This window comes from Parafrankia sp. Ea1.12 (assembly GCF_900465275.1).
GTDB classification, from domain to species: Bacteria; Actinomycetota; Actinomycetes; order Frankiales; family Frankiaceae; genus Parafrankia; species Parafrankia soli.
Genome location: NZ_UBIZ01000463.1, coordinates 1 through 18,536, shown reverse-complemented (window position 1 = coordinate 18,536; position 18,536 = coordinate 1). Strand labels below are relative to the sequence as shown.

16 protein-coding genes and 1 tRNA gene are annotated in these 18,536 nt (G+C 72.6%); 10 read left to right on the top strand and 7 right to left on the bottom strand.

The window, feature by feature from the left end; all coding sequences use genetic code 11:
• Positions 1–241 precede the first annotated feature (241 nt).
• The 4 genes from FMEAI12_RS27630 to FMEAI12_RS37395 all read right to left on the bottom strand — a co-directional run bounded on the left by FMEAI12_RS27630 (position 242) and on the right by FMEAI12_RS37395 (position 2,889).
• Positions 242–1,021, bottom strand: a complete 780-nt coding sequence (locus tag FMEAI12_RS27630; RefSeq protein ID WP_071066202.1) for an MBL fold metallo-hydrolase — start codon at positions 1,019–1,021, stop codon at positions 242–244.
• On the bottom strand, positions 1,018–2,109 hold the full coding sequence (locus FMEAI12_RS27625) for an NUDIX hydrolase (RefSeq protein WP_112108383.1): 1,092 nt from the start codon (positions 2,107–2,109) through the stop codon (positions 1,018–1,020). Before FMEAI12_RS27625 ends, FMEAI12_RS27630 begins: the two co-directional genes overlap by 4 nt.
• 38 nt (positions 2,110–2,147) lie before the next feature.
• Positions 2,148–2,639 carry a RidA family protein gene (locus FMEAI12_RS27620; RefSeq protein ID WP_071066204.1) on the bottom strand — a complete coding sequence of 164 codons (492 nt, stop codon included), beginning with the start codon at positions 2,637–2,639 and terminating at the stop codon, positions 2,148–2,150.
• A gap of 88 nt (positions 2,640–2,727) precedes the next feature.
• Positions 2,728–2,889 carry a DUF4177 domain-containing protein gene (locus tag FMEAI12_RS37395; protein ID WP_012157776.1) on the bottom strand — a complete coding sequence of 54 codons (162 nt, stop codon included), beginning with the start codon at positions 2,887–2,889 and terminating at the stop codon, positions 2,728–2,730.
• A gap of 119 nt (positions 2,890–3,008) precedes the next feature.
• On the opposite strand from FMEAI12_RS37395, the gene FMEAI12_RS27610 reads away from it, so the two are divergent.
• Together FMEAI12_RS27610 and FMEAI12_RS27605 are read left to right on the top strand one after the other, a co-directional pair.
• Positions 3,009–4,028 carry an ArsA-related P-loop ATPase gene (locus FMEAI12_RS27610; protein WP_071066205.1) on the top strand — a complete coding sequence of 340 codons (1,020 nt, stop codon included), beginning with the start codon at positions 3,009–3,011 and terminating at the stop codon, positions 4,026–4,028.
• Positions 4,025–5,515 (top strand): ArsA-related P-loop ATPase, encoded by a 1,491-nt coding sequence (locus FMEAI12_RS27605; RefSeq protein WP_235014644.1) that lies wholly within the window; start codon positions 4,025–4,027, stop codon positions 5,513–5,515. Before FMEAI12_RS27610 ends, FMEAI12_RS27605 begins: the two co-directional genes overlap by 4 nt.
• A 461-nt stretch (positions 5,516–5,976) precedes the next feature.
• Here the strand turns inward: FMEAI12_RS27605 and FMEAI12_RS27600 are convergent, their stop codons facing one another.
• Complete coding sequence (locus tag FMEAI12_RS27600; protein WP_071066206.1) at positions 5,977–6,333, bottom strand: WhiB family transcriptional regulator; 357 nt, start codon at positions 6,331–6,333, stop codon at positions 5,977–5,979.
• A gap of 794 nt (positions 6,334–7,127) precedes the next feature.
• Between FMEAI12_RS27600 and FMEAI12_RS27595 the strand changes: the two genes are divergently transcribed.
• A complete protein-coding gene (locus FMEAI12_RS27595; protein ID WP_200835434.1) occupies positions 7,128–9,470 on the top strand; it encodes a penicillin-binding protein in 2,343 nt (780 codons plus the stop codon).
• A 30-nt stretch (positions 9,471–9,500) separates the two neighbouring features.
• Here the strand turns inward: FMEAI12_RS27595 and FMEAI12_RS27590 are convergent, their stop codons facing one another.
• On the bottom strand, positions 9,501–9,959 hold the full coding sequence (locus FMEAI12_RS27590) for a GatB/YqeY domain-containing protein (RefSeq protein ID WP_112108381.1): 459 nt from the start codon (positions 9,957–9,959) through the stop codon (positions 9,501–9,503).
• Between the two features lie 230 nt (positions 9,960–10,189).
• On the opposite strand from FMEAI12_RS27590, the gene FMEAI12_RS27585 reads away from it, so the two are divergent.
• The 4 genes from FMEAI12_RS27585 to FMEAI12_RS27565 all read left to right on the top strand — a co-directional run bounded on the left by FMEAI12_RS27585 (position 10,190) and on the right by FMEAI12_RS27565 (position 14,258).
• Positions 10,190–11,101: a metallophosphoesterase gene (locus FMEAI12_RS27585; protein WP_112108399.1), complete on the top strand. Its 912-nt coding sequence runs from the start codon at positions 10,190–10,192 to the stop codon at positions 11,099–11,101.
• A 160-nt stretch (positions 11,102–11,261) separates the two neighbouring features.
• A tRNA-Pro gene (locus FMEAI12_RS27580) sits at positions 11,262–11,338 on the top strand.
• A 461-nt stretch (positions 11,339–11,799) separates the two neighbouring features.
• Positions 11,800–12,465: a response regulator transcription factor gene (locus FMEAI12_RS27575; protein ID WP_012157783.1), complete on the top strand. Its 666-nt coding sequence runs from the start codon at positions 11,800–11,802 to the stop codon at positions 12,463–12,465.
• A 533-nt stretch (positions 12,466–12,998) separates the two neighbouring features.
• Positions 12,999–14,258 carry a choice-of-anchor D domain-containing protein gene (locus tag FMEAI12_RS27565; protein WP_235014642.1) on the top strand — a complete coding sequence of 420 codons (1,260 nt, stop codon included), beginning with the start codon at positions 12,999–13,001 and terminating at the stop codon, positions 14,256–14,258.
• A gap of 19 nt (positions 14,259–14,277) precedes the next feature.
• Here the strand turns inward: FMEAI12_RS27565 and FMEAI12_RS27560 are convergent, their stop codons facing one another.
• Positions 14,278–15,438 (bottom strand): hypothetical protein, encoded by a 1,161-nt coding sequence (locus FMEAI12_RS27560; RefSeq protein ID WP_235014640.1) that lies wholly within the window; start codon positions 15,436–15,438, stop codon positions 14,278–14,280.
• A 268-nt stretch (positions 15,439–15,706) separates the two neighbouring features.
• On the opposite strand from FMEAI12_RS27560, the gene FMEAI12_RS27555 reads away from it, so the two are divergent.
• From FMEAI12_RS27555 to FMEAI12_RS27545, 3 genes are read left to right on the top strand one after another with little or no spacing between them, the layout of a single operon-like run.
• Positions 15,707–16,645, top strand: a complete 939-nt coding sequence (locus FMEAI12_RS27555; protein ID WP_071060338.1) for a zinc-binding dehydrogenase — start codon at positions 15,707–15,709, stop codon at positions 16,643–16,645.
• Positions 16,642–17,478, top strand: coding sequence for an SDR family oxidoreductase (locus FMEAI12_RS27550; protein ID WP_112108379.1), 837 nt, complete (start codon positions 16,642–16,644; stop codon positions 17,476–17,478). The genes FMEAI12_RS27555 and FMEAI12_RS27550 overlap by 4 nt, the downstream gene beginning before the upstream one ends.
• A 46-nt stretch (positions 17,479–17,524) precedes the next feature.
• A complete protein-coding gene (locus FMEAI12_RS27545) occupies positions 17,525–18,358 on the top strand; it encodes an enoyl-CoA hydratase (protein ID WP_112108378.1) in 834 nt (277 codons plus the stop codon).
• The last annotated feature ends 178 nt before the right edge of the window (positions 18,359–18,536 follow it).

Below are 18,536 nucleotides of genomic sequence, written 5' to 3'. Positions count from 1 at the left end.
CCTGGCCCCGTTCGCGGGGATCCAGACCGCGAGCGGCCCGGCCTCTATAGTGGCGCAGCTCACTTGTCTACCCGGTTTCCGGGATATGACCCGCGTCTTTCGGCAGGTTGCGGCCAGTCTCTGAACGTCCACACCGGCCCCGCCGGCTACCCGCGGTGACCGCCGCCGGGGCCCTGACCTGCGCGGGGCGTGGCGGACCGGCGTGCGCCGGGGTGACCCCGCGCGCGCGGCGGCGGGTGGCTCAGCGTGGGCGGAGATAGTCCAACTGGGCCCGTACCGACAGCTCGGCCGCCGGCCAGAGTGCCACGTCGACGTCCGCGTACACGATCCGGACCACGTCGATCGGCGTCACCTGCTCGGCCGACGCACCCAGATCGGCTAACGCGGAGACCACCTGATCGAGCCGCCGGGCCCGGTGCTCCAGGTATGCCTCGGCCGCCCGCCCGGCCGCTGGCAGCTCGGGGCCGTGGCCGGGCAGCACGGTGGTGTCGCCGAGCTCGCGCAGCAGGCGCAGGCTCGCGAGGTAGTCGGCGAGCCGGCCGTCGGGATGGGCGACGACCGTGCTGCCGCGCCCCAGGATCGTGTCGCCGGTGAGCACGGCCGGGTGCTCGTCGTCGCCGGCCAGCACGAAGGACAGCGAGTCCGAGGTGTGCCCAGGGGTGGCCAGCACCCGCAACTCGACCCCGGCGGCGGCGACGACGTCCCCGGCGCCGAGGCCCTCCGAGCCGAGGCGGTGCGCTGGGTCGAGGGCGCGCACCTGCGCCCCGGTCAGCGCGTGCAGCGTCGCGGCGCCCTCGCTGTGGTCGGAGTGGCCGTGGGTCAGCAGGATCGTGCGCACCAGGCCGGCGGCCGCGACCCGGGCGAGGTGCTCGCCGTGGTCGGGGCCGGGATCGACCACCACGCAGCCGGCGTCGCCCGGTGACCGCAGGATCCAGGTGTTCGTGCCGTCGAGGGTCATCGGGCCGGGATTCGGCGCGAGGACGACGGAGGCCAGCTTCGTGACCCGGCGGAGGGCGGTCACCGCGGGACACCACCGCGGGTGCCCGCGGCCGGTGCCGGGGCGGTTCCCGAAGGCGTGCCCGGCTCGGTGCCGGGGGCACCGTCCGGCGGTGTGCCGGGGGCACCGTCCGGCGGTGTGCCGAGGGCACCGTCCGGCGGTAACAGGTGTGGGAACGACAGCTGCCAGGTGCCGTCGCGGGCGACGATCCTCGCCATGATCGGCTTCAGGTCGCGGGTGCGCGCGGCCGCGAGCGCACCGGCGACGTCGTCGTAGGCCGACAGCTCCGCGAGGGTGAAGGCGGTGGGCGGGAGCATGCCGATCTCGCCGGCGACAAACCGCTCCATCGCCTCCGCCGGACGGATCCACAGCATTCCGTCAGCCTCGGTCGAGAGCTCCGTCGCGAGCTCGCCCGGCAGCTGCCCGGCCGGCAGCGCGGCGACGAAGAACCTGGTGTCGTACCGTCGTGGCTCCAGCTCGGGGGCTATCCAACGGGTCCACGGGGCCAGCAGGTCGGCCCGCAGGGCCAGCCCGCGGCGGGTCAGCAGCTCGGCGAGGCCACTGCGGTGGCTCTCCACCGCCCGCCGCTCGGCGGCCCAGCCCGGATCGCCGGTGCCCGGATCGCCGGTACCGGCAGCGCCGCCCGCCGCGTCGACACGTCCGGCCGGCACGTTCCTGCCCGTCGGCGTGGCTCCGCCGGCTGGTACGGATGTGCCCGTCGGTACGGCGAGCAGGACGCCGCACTCCTCGAAGGTCTCGCGGACGGCCGCGCAGACCAGGGCCCGCGCGCGGGCGGGATCGTCGTCCAGCCCCGGCATCGCCTCCTCGACGGAGGGCCCGACCCACGGGAGATCCTCGGCGGCGTCCGACGGGTCGACCCGCCCGCCCGGGAAGACGTGCATGCCGCCCGCGAACGACATCGCCCGGGTGCGCCTGAGCAGGTAGGCCTCGATGCCGGACCCGACCGGCGCGTCGCGCAGGAGCACAACGGTCGCCGCGTCCCGGGCGGGTGCCGGGTTGGCGGCCAGCCGAGCCAGCCGGAGTTCCTCCTCCGGTTCCATCCGGCGGGACGCGCCGAACCGGGCGACGATTGCCGCCTGATGATCAGCCATCCCCTGATGGTAGACAGTACGGCCGGCAGAAGCCGAGGTCAGCCGGCCACGCGGGCGACGAGCTCCACCTCCACGGGCGCTCCCAGCGGGAGCGCCGCGACCCCGACGGCGGAGCGCGCGTGCAGTCCGGCGGCACCGAAGACGGCGCCGAGCAGCTCGCTGGCGCCGTTCAGGACGACCGGCTGGCCGACGAATCCCGGCGCGCTCGCGACGAAGCCGACGACCTTCACGATCCGGGTGATCGTGTCCAGGCCACCCGCCGCGGCCGCGGCCGCGGCGAGCGCGTTGAGCGCGCACACGCGGGCCAGCTCAGCGGCCCGCTCGGCGGTGATCTCCGCACCGACCAGGCCGGACGCCAGCAGCTTCCCGGCCACCAGCGGGAGCTGCCCCGCGGTCCAGACCAGATCGCCGTCGCGCACCGCGGGGACATAGGCCCCGGCCGGGGTGGGCACCGCCGGGAGGACCAGCCCGAGCTCGGCGAGCCGCCCGGACGGCGTCGTGGCGGCCGCGGGCGGGACGGGAGCGGTCATCGTCGGAGTCGACCTTCTGTCGAGGAGGGCACGTCAGGGAACAGGGGGCGGGGGGCGGGGGCGACCGTCCCGTCGCGGGCGGACGTCCCTACTGGGACTTCGGCCGCTTGAAGTACGCCACCAGGCTCTCCGGGTTGGGCCCGGGGACGACCTGGACGAGCTCCCAGCCGTCGGCACCGAAGTTGTCGAGGATCTGCTTGGTGGCGTGGATCAGGAGCGGGGCAGTCATGTACTCCCACTTGGTCTGCATGACGATGGACCCTAGAGCATCCGCGGACCGCCACCCGGTTGGGTAGGCGGTGTGGCCGCCGTGACGAGGGTCCGGGGCGTGGCAGTCCGGATCGGCGGCCCACGGGTACGGTCGAGCACGTGACCGGTGACGACAACGCGCCAGCGGCGACCGCCGGCCCCTGGGACTGTCGGTTGCACATCGTCACCGGCAAGGGCGGCACGGGAAAGACCACGATCGCCGGCGCGCTGGCCGTCGCGCTGGCCACCGGGGGGCGCCGGGTGCTGCTGACCGAGGTCGAGGGGCGCCAGCAGATCGCCCAGCTCTTCGATACCCCGCCGCTGCCCTACCGTGAGCGCAAGGTGGCGAGCGCGCCCGGCGGCGGCGAGGTCTTCGCGCTGGCCATCGACGCGGACGAGGCGTTGCTGGAGTACCTCGAGATGTTCTACAACCTGCGCCGCGCGGGTCGGGCGCTCGGCCGCATCGGCGCCGTCGACTTCGCCACCACGGTCGCCCCCGGTGTCCGTGACGTGCTCCTCACCGGCAAGGTGAAGGAGGCCGTCAACCGGCCGGACGGCACCCGTCCGAGTGGGCTCGCCTACGACGCGGTCGTGCTCGACGCGCCCCCCACCGGCCGGATCGCCCGTTTTCTGAACGTCACCGCGGAGGTCGCGGGGCTGGCGCGGATGGGCCCGATCAGGGCACAGGCGGACAGCGTGATGGCGGTGCTGGCGCCCGAGCGGGCGGCGGTCCACCTGGTCACCCTGCTCGAGGAGATGCCGGTCCAGGAGACGGTGGACGGCATCCGGGAGCTGCGCGAGGTGGGCCTGCCGGTCGGCGCGGTGGTGGTGAACATGGTGCGCAGCCCGCTGCTCGCCCCCGGCGATCTCGACCTGGCCCGGCGTGGCCAGCTCGACCGCGAGGAACTGGCCACCGGCATCAAGGAGACCGGCATCGAGCCGACCGAGGAACTGATCTCGAACCTGGCCTGGGAGGCCGCGCAGCACGCCGAGCGGGTCGCGCTGGAGACGGCGCAACGTGCCGAGATCGCCGCGCTGGGACGTCCGGTCTACGAGGTGCCGCTGCTGGCGGACGGCGTGGATCTCGGTTCGCTCTACCGGTTCGCCGAGATGCTCCGAGCCCAGCGGATGGTGGCATGACCCCCGCGGGCGAGAACCCGGCTGACCCGACCACCGGCATGGACCCGACCACCGGCATGGACCCGGCCGGTGGCTCCACGGGCGGCCGCGGGCGGGCCGGTGGCGGGCCGCCGTCCGGTGGCGGCGATGGCGCCGGTGAGAGTGGTTCCGGCGCGACGGCCGGGAAGCCGACCCGCGCCGCGGGGGCACGCGCTACGGGATCACGCGCTGCGGGGAAGAAGACCACCACGGGGCGGGCGAAGGCGACGCCCGGATCGCCGCGGAAGGCGACCGGGGCCCGTAGGGCCACGGGACGGGGTCAGCGGACGGCGCCGAGCCGGCCGCGGCCGCGTCCGCATCCGCTCGGGGTCCCGCGGTTGGACGTCGACGCCATGCTCGACACCGAGCGGATCATCGTGTGCTGCGGGTCGGGCGGGGTCGGCAAGACCACGACCGCCGCCGCGCTCGCGCTGCGCGCCGCCGAGCGTGGCCGGCGCGTGGTGGTACTGACGATCGACCCGGCCAGGCGCCTCGCGCAGTCGCTCGGCCTGACCGCGCTCGACAACAACCCCCGCGAGGTCGCGGGGGTCGACCCGGCCGCCGGTGGCCGTCTCGACGCGATGATGCTCGACATGAAGCGGACGTTCGACGAGATCGTCCTCGACCACAGCACGCCCGAACGGGCCGAGGCGCTGCTGGCGAACCCGTTCTACCAGTCGCTGTCGTCGTCCTTCGCCGGTACGCAGGAGTACATGGCGATGGAGAAGCTGGGGCAGCTCGACGCCAGCGGCTCCTGGGACCTGATCGTCGTCGACACCCCGCCGACCCGTTCGGCGCTGGACTTCCTGGACGCGCCGAACCGGCTCGGCGACTTCCTCGACGGGCGCCTGCTGCGCCTGCTGCTGGCGCCCGCGAAGGCCGGTGGCCGGGCGTACGCGAAGGTCATCGGAGCCAGCCTGGGCATGTTCACCCGGGTCATCACGAAGGTGCTCGGCGCGCAACTGCTGGCCGACGTGAGCCAGTTCGTGGCCGCGCTGGAGACGATGTTCGGCGGTTTCCGGGCCCGCGCCGACGAGACGTTCCGCCTGCTCGCGGCGCCCGGCACCTCTTTCGTGGTGGTCGCGGCGCCCGAGGCGGCCGCGCTGCGGGAGGCGTCCTACTTCGTGGACCGGCTCGACGCGGACGGCATGCCGCTCGCGGGACTGATCGTCAACAGGATGCACTTCTGCGCCGCCTCCGCGCTGACCGTCGAGCGGGGGCTGGCCGCCGCTGAGAATCTCACCGACCACGGCGAGCATCCGCTGGCCGCGGCTGTGCTGCGTATCCACGCCGACCGGGCGCGGCTCGCCGAACGTGAGGTCCGGCTGCGTGAACGGTTCACCAGTGCCCATCCGGACACGGCACTCGTCGAGGTCGAGGCGTTGTCCGAGGACGTCCACGACCTGGCCGGGCTGCGGGAGATCGGTCGCGCGCTCGCCGGGGACGAACGGGCCGCGGCGGCCGGCTGACCGGCCGGGGAACGGCGGGTGGGAGCGCGCGGCGCGTGTTCTGGGGGAGGCCGACGTGGAGGTGGCTGGCGTAGGCACCTGGCGGGGTCCTGCCGTAGGCACGAAGGGTCGTTCCGCGGGACCCGTCGGGGACCGCGTACGGAACTCGATGCACTCGCTCGATGCACTGACTCAACGCACTGAACTGGCTTGACGCACTGAGATGACGGCCCCGGGAATCGCGCCGGTGCGATGTGAACCCGGGTCCAAGGAGGGCCTCCGCCCGTCCGGGCCATACACAGGAACGTGTTGCCCGGGATGTTGCGGGGGACCAGCGCCACTGGTGGAGACTTCACCGCCCATCCGGGCTATACGCGACTCGGATGGAAACAACTGTGTACTGCTGGTGTCACGTTCGGGGTGGTGGTGTCCGCTCGACCCCGCTGTCGTCGGACACCTCCGGATGAGGGCTCGAGGCCGGGCTAGCCGGCGGACGCGGAGCGGTGATCCGCCTGGGCGTCCGCGAGCAGCTTCCGCCAGGACGTGACGTCCGGACGGCGGCGGAGCAGCGCGCGGCGCTCCCGCTCGGTCATTCCTCCCCAGACGCCGAACTCGACATGGTTGTCGAGGGCGTCCGCCAGGCACTCGGTGCGCACGACGCACCCGAAGCACCTGGTCTTCACCCGGTTCTGGGCCGCTCCCTGGACGAAGAGCTCATCCGGGTCGAGGTCGCGACAGGCGGCGTGGGCCGTCCAGTCGCCGTCGGTGGTGGAGCCGACGAGCCCGGTCGTACTGGTACGGCGTGACAGGCTGACGGGTGGGGTCAGGCTACTGGTCATGCCACCTGCCTTTCTTCTCGAGTCCGGGTCAGGGGGCCCGTGCGGGTGGTGACGTGGCGTTGAACCGAAACCGTACGGAGTGGCGTGGCCACGGCACAGACCCCACACGGGTGGTTGTCCAAATGACTAGTCCGGGCCATTGATCCCGATCGCCGCAGTAGTGCGATCTGTGACGCCCGTGTGTCACTTCGGTGACGCAACCGTGACCTTGCTGTGGCGTCGTAGTCTTAGCTCGATGAGGTAGCCGTTCGGACGCCTTGCCGTGTGTGCCCGTGTGGTCCCGGGCGGGCAGTGTGCGGGACCACAGTCCTGGACTGGCGGGCCCCGGGCGGGCACGGTGTTTGGGTCAGCGCAGTACTGGATCAGCGCCTCGGCCGCGGCCGGTGCGGGCACCTGACGAAGGCGGGCATCGTCGACGGCAGCGGAGGACTCGAGCAGGGGGTCCCGGGCTCAGTGTTCATACCAGGCCGAAACACCGGTGAAGCGCCGGTCGCCGAAGCCGGGACCGAGCCCCGGGGCGTTCCGTGCACCCAGCCGTTCCCCGTGTTCCCCGCGTACCCCGTGCACGCCGTGTTCGGAGCGTTCCCGGCGCCACGGTGGGTCCAGGCGTGATCCGGTCGAAACTCCGCGGCGCGGCCGACGCGCGGTCCACGTGGCAATCAGGCCTGTCCGCGCCGGCCTCCGGCCCAGCCTCACGGCATATCGGGCCCGACTCGGCGCGCCGCCGCCGAGTCACACCGAAACGGCTGCTCGGCGTCCTCACCACCAGCGTGGTGGCGGGCGTTCTGGTCGGCATGCTCGCGCTGCCCGTCATCGGCCTGGCCGGCGTGACCGCCAAGGGCGGCGCGGACCATTTCCTTTCTCTCCCCGCGAATCTGACCGTCCCCCCGCTGGCCCAGCCCTCACGCATCCTGGACGCCGCCGGAAACCAGATCGCGGTGCTGCGCGGCGAGCAGGACCGCGAGATCGTCACCCTGGACAAGGTCCCGCCGCAGATGCGCCAGGCGATGATCGACATCGAGGACGCGCGCTTCTACGAGCACACCGGCGTCGACTACCGCGGAATGATCCGCGCGTACCTCGCCAACCAGGAGTCCGGCGGGGTCACCCAGGGCGGATCGACCCTCACCCAGCAGTACGTGAAGAACGTCCTGCTGGCCTCCGCCCGGACACCGGAGGAAAAGGCGGCCGCGACCGAGCAGACGGTCGACCGCAAGCTCCGCGAAGCCCGTTACGCACTGTATCTGGAAGAACACCTCACCAAGGACGAGATCCTCGAGCGGTACCTCAACATCGCCTATTTCGGCGACGGCGCGTACGGCGTCCAGGCGGCCGCCCGGCACTACTTCAACATCGACGTCAGCCAGCTCGGCGTCACCCAGTCGGCGATGCTGGCCGGCCTGGTGAAGAACCCCACCGCGTACAACCCGGCGCTTCACCCGCAGGCCGCCAGGGAACGCCGCAACATCGTCCTCGACCGGATGCGCGAGCTCGGCCACCTCGACGCCGCCGCGTGGAAGGCGGGCCGGGCCGAGGAACTCGTCCTCAACCGCCCGGCGCGGTCACCTGACGCCTGCCAGGACTCCTCAGCCCCCTTCTTCTGCTCCTACGTCCGCCAGGTGCTGCTGGCCGACCGGACGTTCGCCGCCACCCCCGAGGACGCCCGCCGGCTGTTGTTCGAGGGCGGGCTCACCATCCGGACCACGCTCGACCCGGTCGCGCAGGGCGCGGCGCAGACGTCCGCACGCGAGGTGATCCCCACCGGGAACCGGGTCGCCGCCGGCGTCGCGATGGTGCAGCCGGGCACCGGCAACGTGCTGGCGCTCGCCGTGAACCGGGATTACGGCACGCCGGACGACAACCAGCCGCCGGCGCTGACCGCCGACTTCGTCCACACCAAGGAGATCTACCCGGTCGACCCCGACTCGTTCTCGCCCGGCTCCACGTTCAAGGTCTTCACACTGGCCGCCGCGCTGGAGAACAACATCCCGCTGTCGACCACCTTCCACTCGCCGCTGTGCTATCGCTCGGAGCGCTTCCCCAACCCCGATCCGGGCGGGAAGAACTGCTACAGCAACGCCGACCCGAGCGAGGACGGCTTCTACTCCCTCACCACGGCGACCTGGAACTCGGTCAACACCTACTACATCCAGCTCGCCGAGCGTCTCGGTGTCATGAAGACCGCCGAGATGGCCCGCCGGCTAGGCGTCTCCTCCTGCCGGATCCGGCCGAACGAAGAGAACGACCCCGAGTGCAGGGGCGGGGGGATCGGACCGGTCGACGGCTCTGCGATCCTCGGCTCGAACGAGATCAGCACGCTGGACCTCGCCACCGCCTACGCGACGCTCGCCGCCCGCGGAAACCGCTGCTATCCCCGCACAGTGCTCTCGATCACACAGCGCGTCGGGACGGCTGACCGTCCGCTGGCCTTCAACACCGGAAAGCCATGCGAACAGGTCCTCGCCCCCGGGATCGCGGACACCGTCGCCTCGGTTCTCCAGGGCGTCATCAACCACGGGACCGCGTCCGGGAACGCGCAGATCGGACGTCCGGCGGCGGGCAAGACCGGAACGGCCGAGGCATTCAGCACGGCGTCCTTCGCCGGTTTCATCCCGCAGCTGGCCACCGCGGTCACCCTCGCCGACCCGCGCGGCCCGACGACTCATCAGCTTCGCAACGTGCTCACCAGCCGTGTGGTGTTCGGCGGCGGATTCCCGGCCCAGATCTGGGCCCGGACGATGACGCGCACGATCGACGGCCTGGCGCTGCCCGTCATGCCACTGCCGGCGCCGGACAACACCCAGCCGCAGGTGCCCAAGAAGGCCCTGCCGGACGTCCGCGGGCAGAGCCAGCAGGCGGCCGAGTACGCCCTGCGCTCGCTGGGATTCCGGGTCCGCTCGGAGACCGTGCCGCACGTGGCCCCGCCCGGGATCGTCGTCGGCATGGCTCCCGAGCCCGGGGGGGAGGTCTCCATGGACACCGAGGTGGTGCTCCAGGTGTCCGGCGGCCTCACCGGCGCGGTGCTGCTGCCGAACGGCGCCGGCGCACGCCCCGGCCAGCCCGCCGCCCCACCGGCGGGGGACGGCCGCGCAGGCATCCCGAGGCTGCCGGACCTGCGCAACCAGCTCCGGAACTGAAGGCCGGCGCGGCGCGGCGGGATCCGGCTGTCAGGACTCGCTCAGCCGCGCGCGGACGAGCTCGGACACCCGCCTCCCGTCCGCCCGGCCGGCGATGCGAGCCTGCGCGGCCTTCATCACCTGGCCCATCGCCTTCATGCCGGTGAGCCCGAGCTCGGCCATCACCTCGTCGATGATCGCTCGCAGCTCGTCCTCGCCGAGCTGGCTGGGCAGGTAGTCGGCGAGAACGTCACCCTCGGCGTTCTCGCGGCTGGACTGCTCGGGCCGCCCGGCGGCGGCGAACGCCTCCGCGGCCTCCCGGCGCTTGCGGACCTCCCGGGCCAGGATCTTCTCGACCTCGGCGTCGTCGAGCTCCCGGGCGGTGGTGCCGGCGACCTCCGCGTCCTTCACCGCGGCGAGGGCAAGGCGCAGCGTCGACAGGCGCAGGTCGTCACGTGCTCGCATGGCGACAGTGAGATCCTCGCGCAGCCGCTCCTTGAGTGTGTTCATGGTCGCCGAGCCTACGGCCCGCCCGCACCGGCGGCCACGCGGTTTCCGTTCAGGTGCAGCCGCTGGTCCGGTTCGCGCCGGTGCGGCCGTTGGTAGACGGCGCCGACGCGACCGGGGACGTCCGCCGGGGTGGCGGGACCTGTCCGCCGGGGTGGTCGGACACGTCCGCGGGCGTGGCACCGGGCAGCCGGGCCGTCGTGCGGCTGGGCGAGACTGGAGCGATGCGACCGATGCGACCGAGCCGGGGAACTGTCCGCGCGGTGTCGGGGCTCGCGGCCGCGGGTCTCGGCACCGCGCTCTACGCGGGCGTCTACGAGCGGACCGCCTACACCCTGCGCCGGCGCGAGGTGGCGGTTCTCGCGCCGGGAAGTACCTCTCTGCGCCTGCTGCACATCTCGGACCTGCATGTCACCCCGAACCAGCACGGCAAGTTCGCCTGGCTGTCGGATCTGGCCCGGCTGGTCCCCGACCTCGTCGTGCTCACCGGCGACGTGCTCTCGCACCCCCGGGCCCAGGCCCCGCTGCTCGCCGCGCTCGACCCGCTCTTCACTTTCCCCGGCCTGTTCGTGCCGGGCAACAACGACTACCACGCACCAACGTTGCGCAGCCCACACCGCTATCTCGAACGCACGTACACGCCCGGGCCGAAGGGCCCGGCGCTCGACTGGGCGGGTTTCGCCCGCGCGCTCGCCACGGCCAGCGGCTGGCGTGAGCTGACCAACATCCGGGGCACGATCGACATGGGGGGCCGCACCCTCGACCTGCGTGGGGTCGACGACGCCCGCCTGCGCCGCGACCGGCTCGCCCTGGTCTCCGGCCCGCCCGAGCCGGGCGCGGCGCTGGCGCTCGGCCTGTCACACACCCCCGAGCCCAGGGTGCTGGACGCCTTCACGGCGGACGGGGTCGACCTCATCCTCTCCGGCCACACCCACGGCGGACAGATCCGGCTGCCCGGCTACGGCGCGCTGGTCACCAACTGCGGCATCGGCCGGGAGCGGGCCTGGGGCCTGTCGCGGCACGCGGCGGGCGGGCGGCACTCCTGGCTGCACGTGTCCGCCGGGCTCGGTACCTCACCGTTCGCCCCGTTCCGCTTCAACTGCCGCCCGGAGGCAACGCTGCTCACGCTCACCGAACGTCGCTGATCCGTGCCGTCCCCGGAGGGCAGGCCGGCGGTCCCGAGGGCGGGCTGGAGGGCGGGCGAGCCGGCGGAGCGCCGGTGCCGGCCCGGTGGACCGTTCCGAAAACCGGGGCACCCCGGCACGCCACTCGGATCCTTGCGTCTAGTACACTGAGCCACGGTCGCGGGGTGTGGCGCAGCTTGGTAGCGCGCTTCGTTCGGGACGAAGAGGTCGTGGGTTCGAATCCCGCCACCCCGACCAGCTAGAGGCCACTTTCGATCATTGAAAGTGGCCTCTTCGCCGCTCTGGGTGACCATCTGAGCCGCCGGCCCTCCGCCCACCGGACTGAGAAGATTCAACTCATCGGGAATCTCCCCGAGGTCGCCGGAGACAGCCGGGGATTTCGGACGGCTCGAACCGCCGCGGTTGCTCGGAACCGTACATAGAGACGTGGCCGGCGGGGCGTGCCGACTTGATTGGGCCCGCGGCGGGTCCGGTAAGACGTGCGATCTCCTTGTGTCAGGTCTGTGACGTTTCGTGGCGGGTCTGGGATGCTGGGGCGGTGCCAAGGGGGACAAGCCGGCTCGTCCATACCGAGTACGGGCGGCTGTGGTGCTCGGTGTTGTGGCCGTCGGCGTGGTCGTCCGGGTCGCCGCGGTCGTCGGCGGGCTGACGGTGGGCGACCGTGCCGGAGGTGGGACGTCCATACGAGCTGTGCTCCCATGCGTGTGACGCCGACCCGGGTCGTCCTGGCGGACGACGCGCCGCTGTTCCGTCAGGCCATCGCCTGGCTGCTGGAGCAGCACGACTTCCAGGTCGTGGGGCAGGTGAGCGACGCCGACGGGCTGCGTAACGCGGTCTCGGCGCTACGCCCCGACATCGCGGTCATCGACATCCGCATGCCTCCCACCGGCCGGCTGGAAGGGCTGGAGAGCGCGGTGGAGCTGCGCGCCCGGCATCCGGACCTCGGGGTGCTGCTGCTCTCGCACTACCTGGAGTCGCATTACCTTCCGGTGCTTTTCGGCGCGAACGCCCGGGGCGTGGGCTATCTACTCAAAGAGCGCGTGACCGGCATCGAGGCGTTCGTCGAGGCCGTTACCCGGGTCGCGGCGGGCGGCTGCGTTCTCGACCCCGAGGTCGTCGACCTGATGATCGCCGCCCGGTCGCGGCGTGATCCCCTGCACACCCTGACCGCCCGCGAACGGGAGGTGCTCGCGCTGATGGCCGAGGGCCGTTCCAACCAGGCGATCGGTGCGCAGCTGGTCCTCACTCCGAAGACGGTCGAATCCCATGTGCGCAGCATTTTCACCCGGCTCGGCCTGGCACCCGAACCGGACGATCACCGGCGGGTTCTCGCGGTGCTCACCTATCTGCGAGCACATCACTGACCGACGTGTTCAGGGCGCGCCGACGACGCGATCAGGCTCGGCTGCCGACTGGCCGTCGAGGTCGGGAAGCTGCAGGACGAGCAGCACGATGTCCGGGATGACGGCGACCGCCGCGGCCAGTCCGGCCCATCCTGTCCGGCGTCACCGACGACCCGGTAGCCGCCGGCCGTCAGGGTGACGCTTGCCAGGGCACAGAAATTCGCGTGGTTATCCGTGAGAAGCGCCGTGGCGGACATTTGTCCGAGGATGCCACTCGAAGCCGGTCCCGGTTTCAGGGCTACCCCTGATGTTGGCCGCTCCCGGAAAGATCAGGCTCATCTTCGTGACCGATCATCCTTCGGGGGAAACAGCGCCCCGTGGGAAAACGGCACCCGCGCCGGTCAGCCGGATCGCCGGCCACATCCGCCGCGGCCGGTCCGGTGAACCCGGGCCAGCGCGCCACGGGGGGGTGCGCTGGCCCATCGGGCCAGCGTGGTTCCGCGCGCCAAACGCCCGTTCACTCACAGCCGGGGGGCCTTCCAGTGACGTCTCAGGTGAGCATCGATCTCAGGCCGGGCGTACCGAAGGAAGGCGAGACCCGTGCGGTGGCGGCGAAGCCGAGGAGGCGGCGGCGGAAGGATCGTACCGGGTTCACGGCGGTGGCCCGGGCCGGTCGGCGCCGCGCCGCAGGATTTCTGCTGGCGGTCGTTGTTCTAGTCGGCGCCAGTGCCTGCCAGGCCGAATACAAGCCACCGTTCGCGCCCATCGTGTTCGCCATCGATGAGAACGGCAACATCGACGTCAGCGCGAGTCGTGACCTGGTGACCCCGATCGGCACCTTCACGATCAGCGAATCGGTTGCATTGCCGCGGGACGTCCCATCGGACCGAACCCTGATGATCCTTCGTCACAAGGTCGCCGGTGAGCTGAAGGATGCTTGGTTCACGCTGCTGGCCGCGGTGAACCTGCACTTCTCCGTGGACGGGGCGAACCGACTCGTCCCGCAGGCCGAGGAGAACGTCGCGCTGTTGGAGGTGACCGGCCCGGCGACCGGGGTGGTCGCCGAAGCGACAGACGACGACTCCGGTGACCGTTTCGAGTCCGAGCAGGTCGAGGTACTGCCGGAGGTTCCCGAGGACACGGACCCCTCGGCCACACCGGACGACGGCGGGCCGAGCGGCGGGCCGGGTGAGCCGGGCATCGAGGTGACCCCGGAGACGCTGAGTTGCGATGACTCGGGGTGCGCCGGGACCGTGACCGTGGAAAGCACCGGCACCGGCACGCTGCGGGTCACCTCGACCGAGATCATCGGTCCCGACGCCGATGCGTTCTCCGTGGACGCGGGCTGCGAGGCCGAGCTGCCGCCCGGCGGGCAGTGCACCCTCAGCGTCGGCTACGTGCCGCTGGACAGCGGCGAGGCGGCCGTCGCGACGCTGGTCATCCACCAGAATCTCAGCGGTCCCGCCAACGAGGTGAACCTGGAGGGGAGCGCCGGGACGACGCCGCCCGGCCCGGAGCCCGGCATCGCCGTGACGCCGGAGACGGTGTTCTGCACCAGCTCCGCCTGCCAGCCGGTGACGGTCGAGAGCACCGGCGACGACCCGCTGGCCGTCACGTCCGTCGAGATCGTGGGATCAGACGCCGCCGCGTTCAGCTACACGAGCGACTGCGAGGGCGCGTCCCTGCCGACAGGCGCCCGGTGCGTCGTCACCCCCGAGTACACGCCGCAGGGCGGCACCGATGCGACGGCCACCCTGGTCATCCACCACAATCTCGCCGGGCCCGCGACCGAGGTCACCCTCTCCGCCTCCTGAACCCGTTTCCGCCCTCGGGCTAGCTGATCCGCCCGGAGGGGGGTGGGCACGGGGCCGGTGGCGCATCGGCGAAGCCCGTGGCCCGGTACTCGCCGGTGGAGTCACGGGCAAGGTTCACCCGGATCCGGGACGCGATGCCGATCTGCCCGGTGGGCAGCGACTGCTCCAGGGTCTCCCGCCCGGTCTCGTCCAGACAGCTGTCCACGGCGGCCGCTCCGCCCTCCGCCCCGCCCTCCGGCCCGGCCGAGACCCCGGTGACCAGGAGCCGCAGCGGCCCGCGGACGGATCGGCCCGGGATGGCGCGGTTCTGGTCCAGGATGGTCGTCAGCGTGCCGAAGAAAGATCCGTCGACCTGGTCCAGCAGCGTGCCGAGGGCGGCGCGGTCGCCTTCCTGGGCCCGGGCGAAGGCGTCCCAGAAGGTGAGATGGGCGCGGACCGCGGGGCTGGCGGGGTCCACCCCCGGCCCGGTCGTCATCTGGACGGAGCCCTCGACAACCGGGGCCCCGCCCGCGGCCGGGGCATCCTCCGGGCCCGCGGGCACCGGCGGTGTCCCGGTTCCGCCCCAGGAAACGAAGGGCGTCAGCGCGGTGACGATCTGACGGTCGGTCGGGGCGCTGAACACCTCCGCGCCGCTCCAGGCGACCTTCACCGAGGTCGGGCACCCCGCGGCGGCCGGGTTCACCGGGACGGTGGCGACGACCTGCCCCGTGTGCGCCGCGCGCACCGTGATCCGGTACGAGGTGCGGAAGAACGGCACCTGCTTCTGGCTGCCGATGTCGAAACGGCAGATGACATCGGTGGGTTCGCGGGCGTCCCGCTCGGCGCACGCGACGAGCTGGGTCTGCGCCGGCCGTGCCAGGAAGGCGTCGCGCTCGGGCTGGCCCACGTCTTGGAGCAGCCGGACGGGGAACGTCGACCCGGTGGGGTCGTTTCCCTGATGCTGGCTGAACAATGCCACCGGATGCGGTGCCGGCCCGGTGTAGGGCGGAGCGGAGGTGAGGGCCACGTTCCCGGCGCAGACGTCGTTGAGGGCACCCATGTCGACCGGCCCGTCGACGGCGCGGACCTCGCCGCCGGCCGAGCCGGCGTCGCCCGACGCGCCCCCGCACGCGGCGAGCCCGCAGACCGCCGCAATGGTCAGTGCGGCCACCGAGAGCACCGCCGTCGCCCGTTGCCGCACGTGCGCCCCTTGTCCCGCGGCCGCCGCCGTCGGGTGGGCGACTGTTTCGTCCGGGAAGATCCCCACCATATCGACGGCGCGGCGACGTCTCGCGGTCAGATCCGGCGCCGGAAAGCGGGGCCGGTGGGGAAGCGGCGATACCGTTTCCGCGGCGGGGTGCTGAGAGTACGATTCCGGCGATGAAGAAGCTGTTTCCGCATGGTCAGAACAGCGTTCTGGTGATGCGGGTGACAAGGGCGGATCGAATCGTCACCGTCAGGGAGCTCCCATGAAAGCCGTACGCGCCGGCAACGGCGGCGTCAGCGTCGTCGACCTCGAGGAGCCGCCCGGCTCCGGTGAGGTGTTGAAGATCGCGGCCGCGAGCATCTGTAGCTCCGACCTCCTGTACATCAGATTAGGCAGCCAACGGATCATCGGGCACGAGCTGGCGGGCGTGCGTGAGGACGGGTCGGCGGCGATCGTCGAGGCGATCATGGGCTGCACGGTGTGCGACCTCTGCCGGCAGGGGCGGTACAACCTCTGCGTGCAGCACACGAAGCAGGCCCTCGGCGCGACCGCCGACGGCGGGATAGCCGAGCAGTTCCGCGTGCCCTCGGAGCGGCTCGTCCCGCTCCCGGCCGGCCTCGACGTCCGCGACGCCCCGCTGGTCGAGCCGGCGTCGGTCTCCTGGCACGCCCTGCGGCTCGCCGGCACCGGGCCGAACACCCGGGTCGCCGTCGTCGGGGCCGGTGCGCTGGGCCTGCTCGCCGTCGCCGGTGCGCGGCACCAGGGCGCACCCGAGATCGCCCTCGACGCGCGTCACCCCCACCAGGCCGAGGCCGGGGAGCGGCTCGGCGCGACGCTCGCCCACGACGGGCTCTACGACGTCGTCGTGGAGGCCGCCGGCTCGGACAGCGGCCTCGACCGCGCGATCGATCTCGTCGCCCCCGGTGGCACGGTGGTCTGCGTGGGGGTCCAGCTGGCAGCCAAGGTCGGGGTCAACTGGAGCCCGCTGTTCCACCGCGAGGGGCGGCTCATCCCCTCCATGGGCTACTGCGCCCATGAGAACGGTCGGGAGATGGAGGACGCGGCGGCCATGCTCGCCAAGGACCCCGAGATCACCCGGACGCTGATCACCCACCGGTTCCCGATCGCCGACGCCGCCGAGGCGTTCCGGGTCGCCGCCGACCGCAAGGCCGGCGCGCTGCGGGTGGTGATCGAGCCGTGAGCACCGTGGGCATCGTGACGGGGGCCGGCCGCGGCATGGGCCTGGCCTGCGCCCACCGGCTCGTCGACCTGGTGGACGTCCTGCTCCTGGTGGACCGCGACCCCGCCGTCGCCGGAGTGGTCGGCGAGCTCACCAAGGCCGGTTCGGCCACCGTCGAGCCGTTCGTCCTGGACATCACCGACGTCGACGGCGTGGAGCGGCTCGCCGCCCGGGTCGCCGAGCTCGGCACGCTGCGCGCCGTCGCCCACGCGGCCGGGATCTCCCCGACCATGGCCGACTGGCGGCGCATCTTCGCCGTCGACCTGGTCGCCACGGCGCAGCTGGCGCAGGCGCTGCGGCCGCTCACCACGGCCGGCACGGCGTCGGTCTACTTCGCCTCGATGGCGCCGATCCTGGCGATCGGTGAACCCCACCCGACCGCCGACGCCGCGCTGGACGACCCGCTCGCCCCGGACCTCCTCGACCGGATCCACGCCGCGCTCGGCGCCACGGTCGAGGACTCGGGCTGGGCCTACTCGTGGGCCAAGCGGGGGGTGCAGCGCTTCGCCCAGCAGGAGGCCGTCCGGGTCGGGCCGCTCGGCGGCCGGGTCTGCTCCCTCTCCCCGGGGATCATCGACACGCCGCAGGGCAAGCAGGAGGCGGCGGAGCACAGCTCCATGCAGGCGCTCGTCGAACGGACCCCGGTCGGCCGCATCGGGCAGTCCGAGGACGTCGCCGACGTGGTCGCCTTCCTCCTGTCGGACCAGGCGCGCTTCGTCAGCGGCATCGACCTCCTCGTGGACGGCGGGGTCGCGGCGGCCGTGCGTGGGCCGGCCGCCGCTGCCGTGCGGTAGCGGGACACCGCCCGAGCCGGTGGATCCTTGACCCGATGGTGAATCCATGACCTACGGAAGCGGGGTGGCGGTGGTGGGCGAGAGCGAGCCCGTCGTCGTAGTCGAGACCGCGGACCGCGTCACGACGGTGACGCTCAACCGGCCCGCCGCGCGCAACGCGCTCAGCCGGGCGCTCACGCACGCGCTGTGGGACGCCGTCGCCGCGGCCGGGGATGATCCCGGCGTCGACGCGGTGATCCTGACCGGCACCGATCCCGCGTTCTGCGCCGGGGTCGATCTCAAGGAGGTCTCGGGCGAGGTGCCGCCCTCCGCCGTCCCGCGCGGGCCGGGGGAGGGGCCCGAGCGGTACGACAACGGGCTGTTCCGGTTCCTGCCCGTCATCGACAAGCCGGTCATCGGAGCCGTCAACGGCGTGGCCGTGACGGGAGGCCTCGAGCTGGCCCTGCAGTGCACGTTCCTGGTGGCCTCGGAGCGCGCCCTGTTCGCAGACACCCATGCCCGGCTCGGGATCATGCCGGGCGGCGGGGCCACAGTCCTGCTGGCGCGGTCGATCGGGCTGCGCCGGGCCGTCGAGATGTCGTTGACCGGCAACTTCCTGACCGCGGCGGAGGCGCTGCGGCTCGGCCTGGTCAACCACGTCGTGCCGCACGACGAGCTGCTGGGGTGCGCGCGGCGGCTGGCCGGCGACATCGTGAGCAACGACGGGCAGAGCGTTCGCCGGCTGCTGCTGCACTACCGGCAGCTGGCGAACACGGCGACCCTCGACGAGGCGCACCTGGCCGAAGGGCTCATGGCCGAGATGTGGCGGCCCGGAACCAGCCACGTCGCCGCCCGGCGCACCGACGTCACCCAGCGCGGCCGCCAGCAGACCCGCGCCTGACCCGGTCCGCGGTCACCGCGACAGCGATCCGGCACCCGGCGATCCGGCCCCGGCCGTCGGGTGCGGGCCGTCGCGTGGACGACTGTGGCGGTCGGGTGAGTCCGGTGGGATTCACCCGACCGCCACGGTCGGGGCTGGTCGGAGGCCGGCAGGGTCAGGATGCGGCCGGGGTGGCGAT

What these genes read in the sequence shown, in the direction of transcription:
- FMEAI12_RS27625 (WP_112108383.1), bottom strand. Translation starts at nt 2,109, where the DNA reads ATGGCTGATCATCAGGCGGCAATCGTCGCCCGGTTCGGCGCGTCCCGC.
- FMEAI12_RS27620 (WP_071066204.1), bottom strand. Translation starts at nt 2,639, where the DNA reads ATGACCGCTCCCGTCCCGCCCGCGGCCGCCACGACGCCGTCCGGGCGG.
- FMEAI12_RS37395 (WP_012157776.1), bottom strand. Translation starts at nt 2,889, where the DNA reads ATGCAGACCAAGTGGGAGTACATGACTGCCCCGCTCCTGATCCACGCC.
- FMEAI12_RS27605 (WP_235014644.1), top strand. Translation starts at nt 4,025, where the DNA reads ATGACCCCCGCGGGCGAGAACCCGGCTGACCCGACCACCGGCATGGAC.
- FMEAI12_RS27600 (WP_071066206.1), bottom strand. Translation starts at nt 6,333, where the DNA reads ATGACCAGTAGCCTGACCCCACCCGTCAGCCTGTCACGCCGTACCAGT.
- FMEAI12_RS27595 (WP_200835434.1), top strand. Translation starts at nt 7,128, where the DNA reads ATGCTCGCGCTGCCCGTCATCGGCCTGGCCGGCGTGACCGCCAAGGGC.
- FMEAI12_RS27590 (WP_112108381.1), bottom strand. Translation starts at nt 9,959, where the DNA reads ATGAACACACTCAAGGAGCGGCTGCGCGAGGATCTCACTGTCGCCATG.
- FMEAI12_RS27585 (WP_112108399.1), top strand. Translation starts at nt 10,190, where the DNA reads ATGCGACCGAGCCGGGGAACTGTCCGCGCGGTGTCGGGGCTCGCGGCC.
- FMEAI12_RS27575 (WP_012157783.1), top strand. Translation starts at nt 11,800, where the DNA reads ATGCGTGTGACGCCGACCCGGGTCGTCCTGGCGGACGACGCGCCGCTG.
- FMEAI12_RS27555 (WP_071060338.1), top strand. Translation starts at nt 15,707, where the DNA reads ATGAAAGCCGTACGCGCCGGCAACGGCGGCGTCAGCGTCGTCGACCTC.
- FMEAI12_RS27545 (WP_112108378.1), top strand. Translation starts at nt 17,525, where the DNA reads ATGACCTACGGAAGCGGGGTGGCGGTGGTGGGCGAGAGCGAGCCCGTC.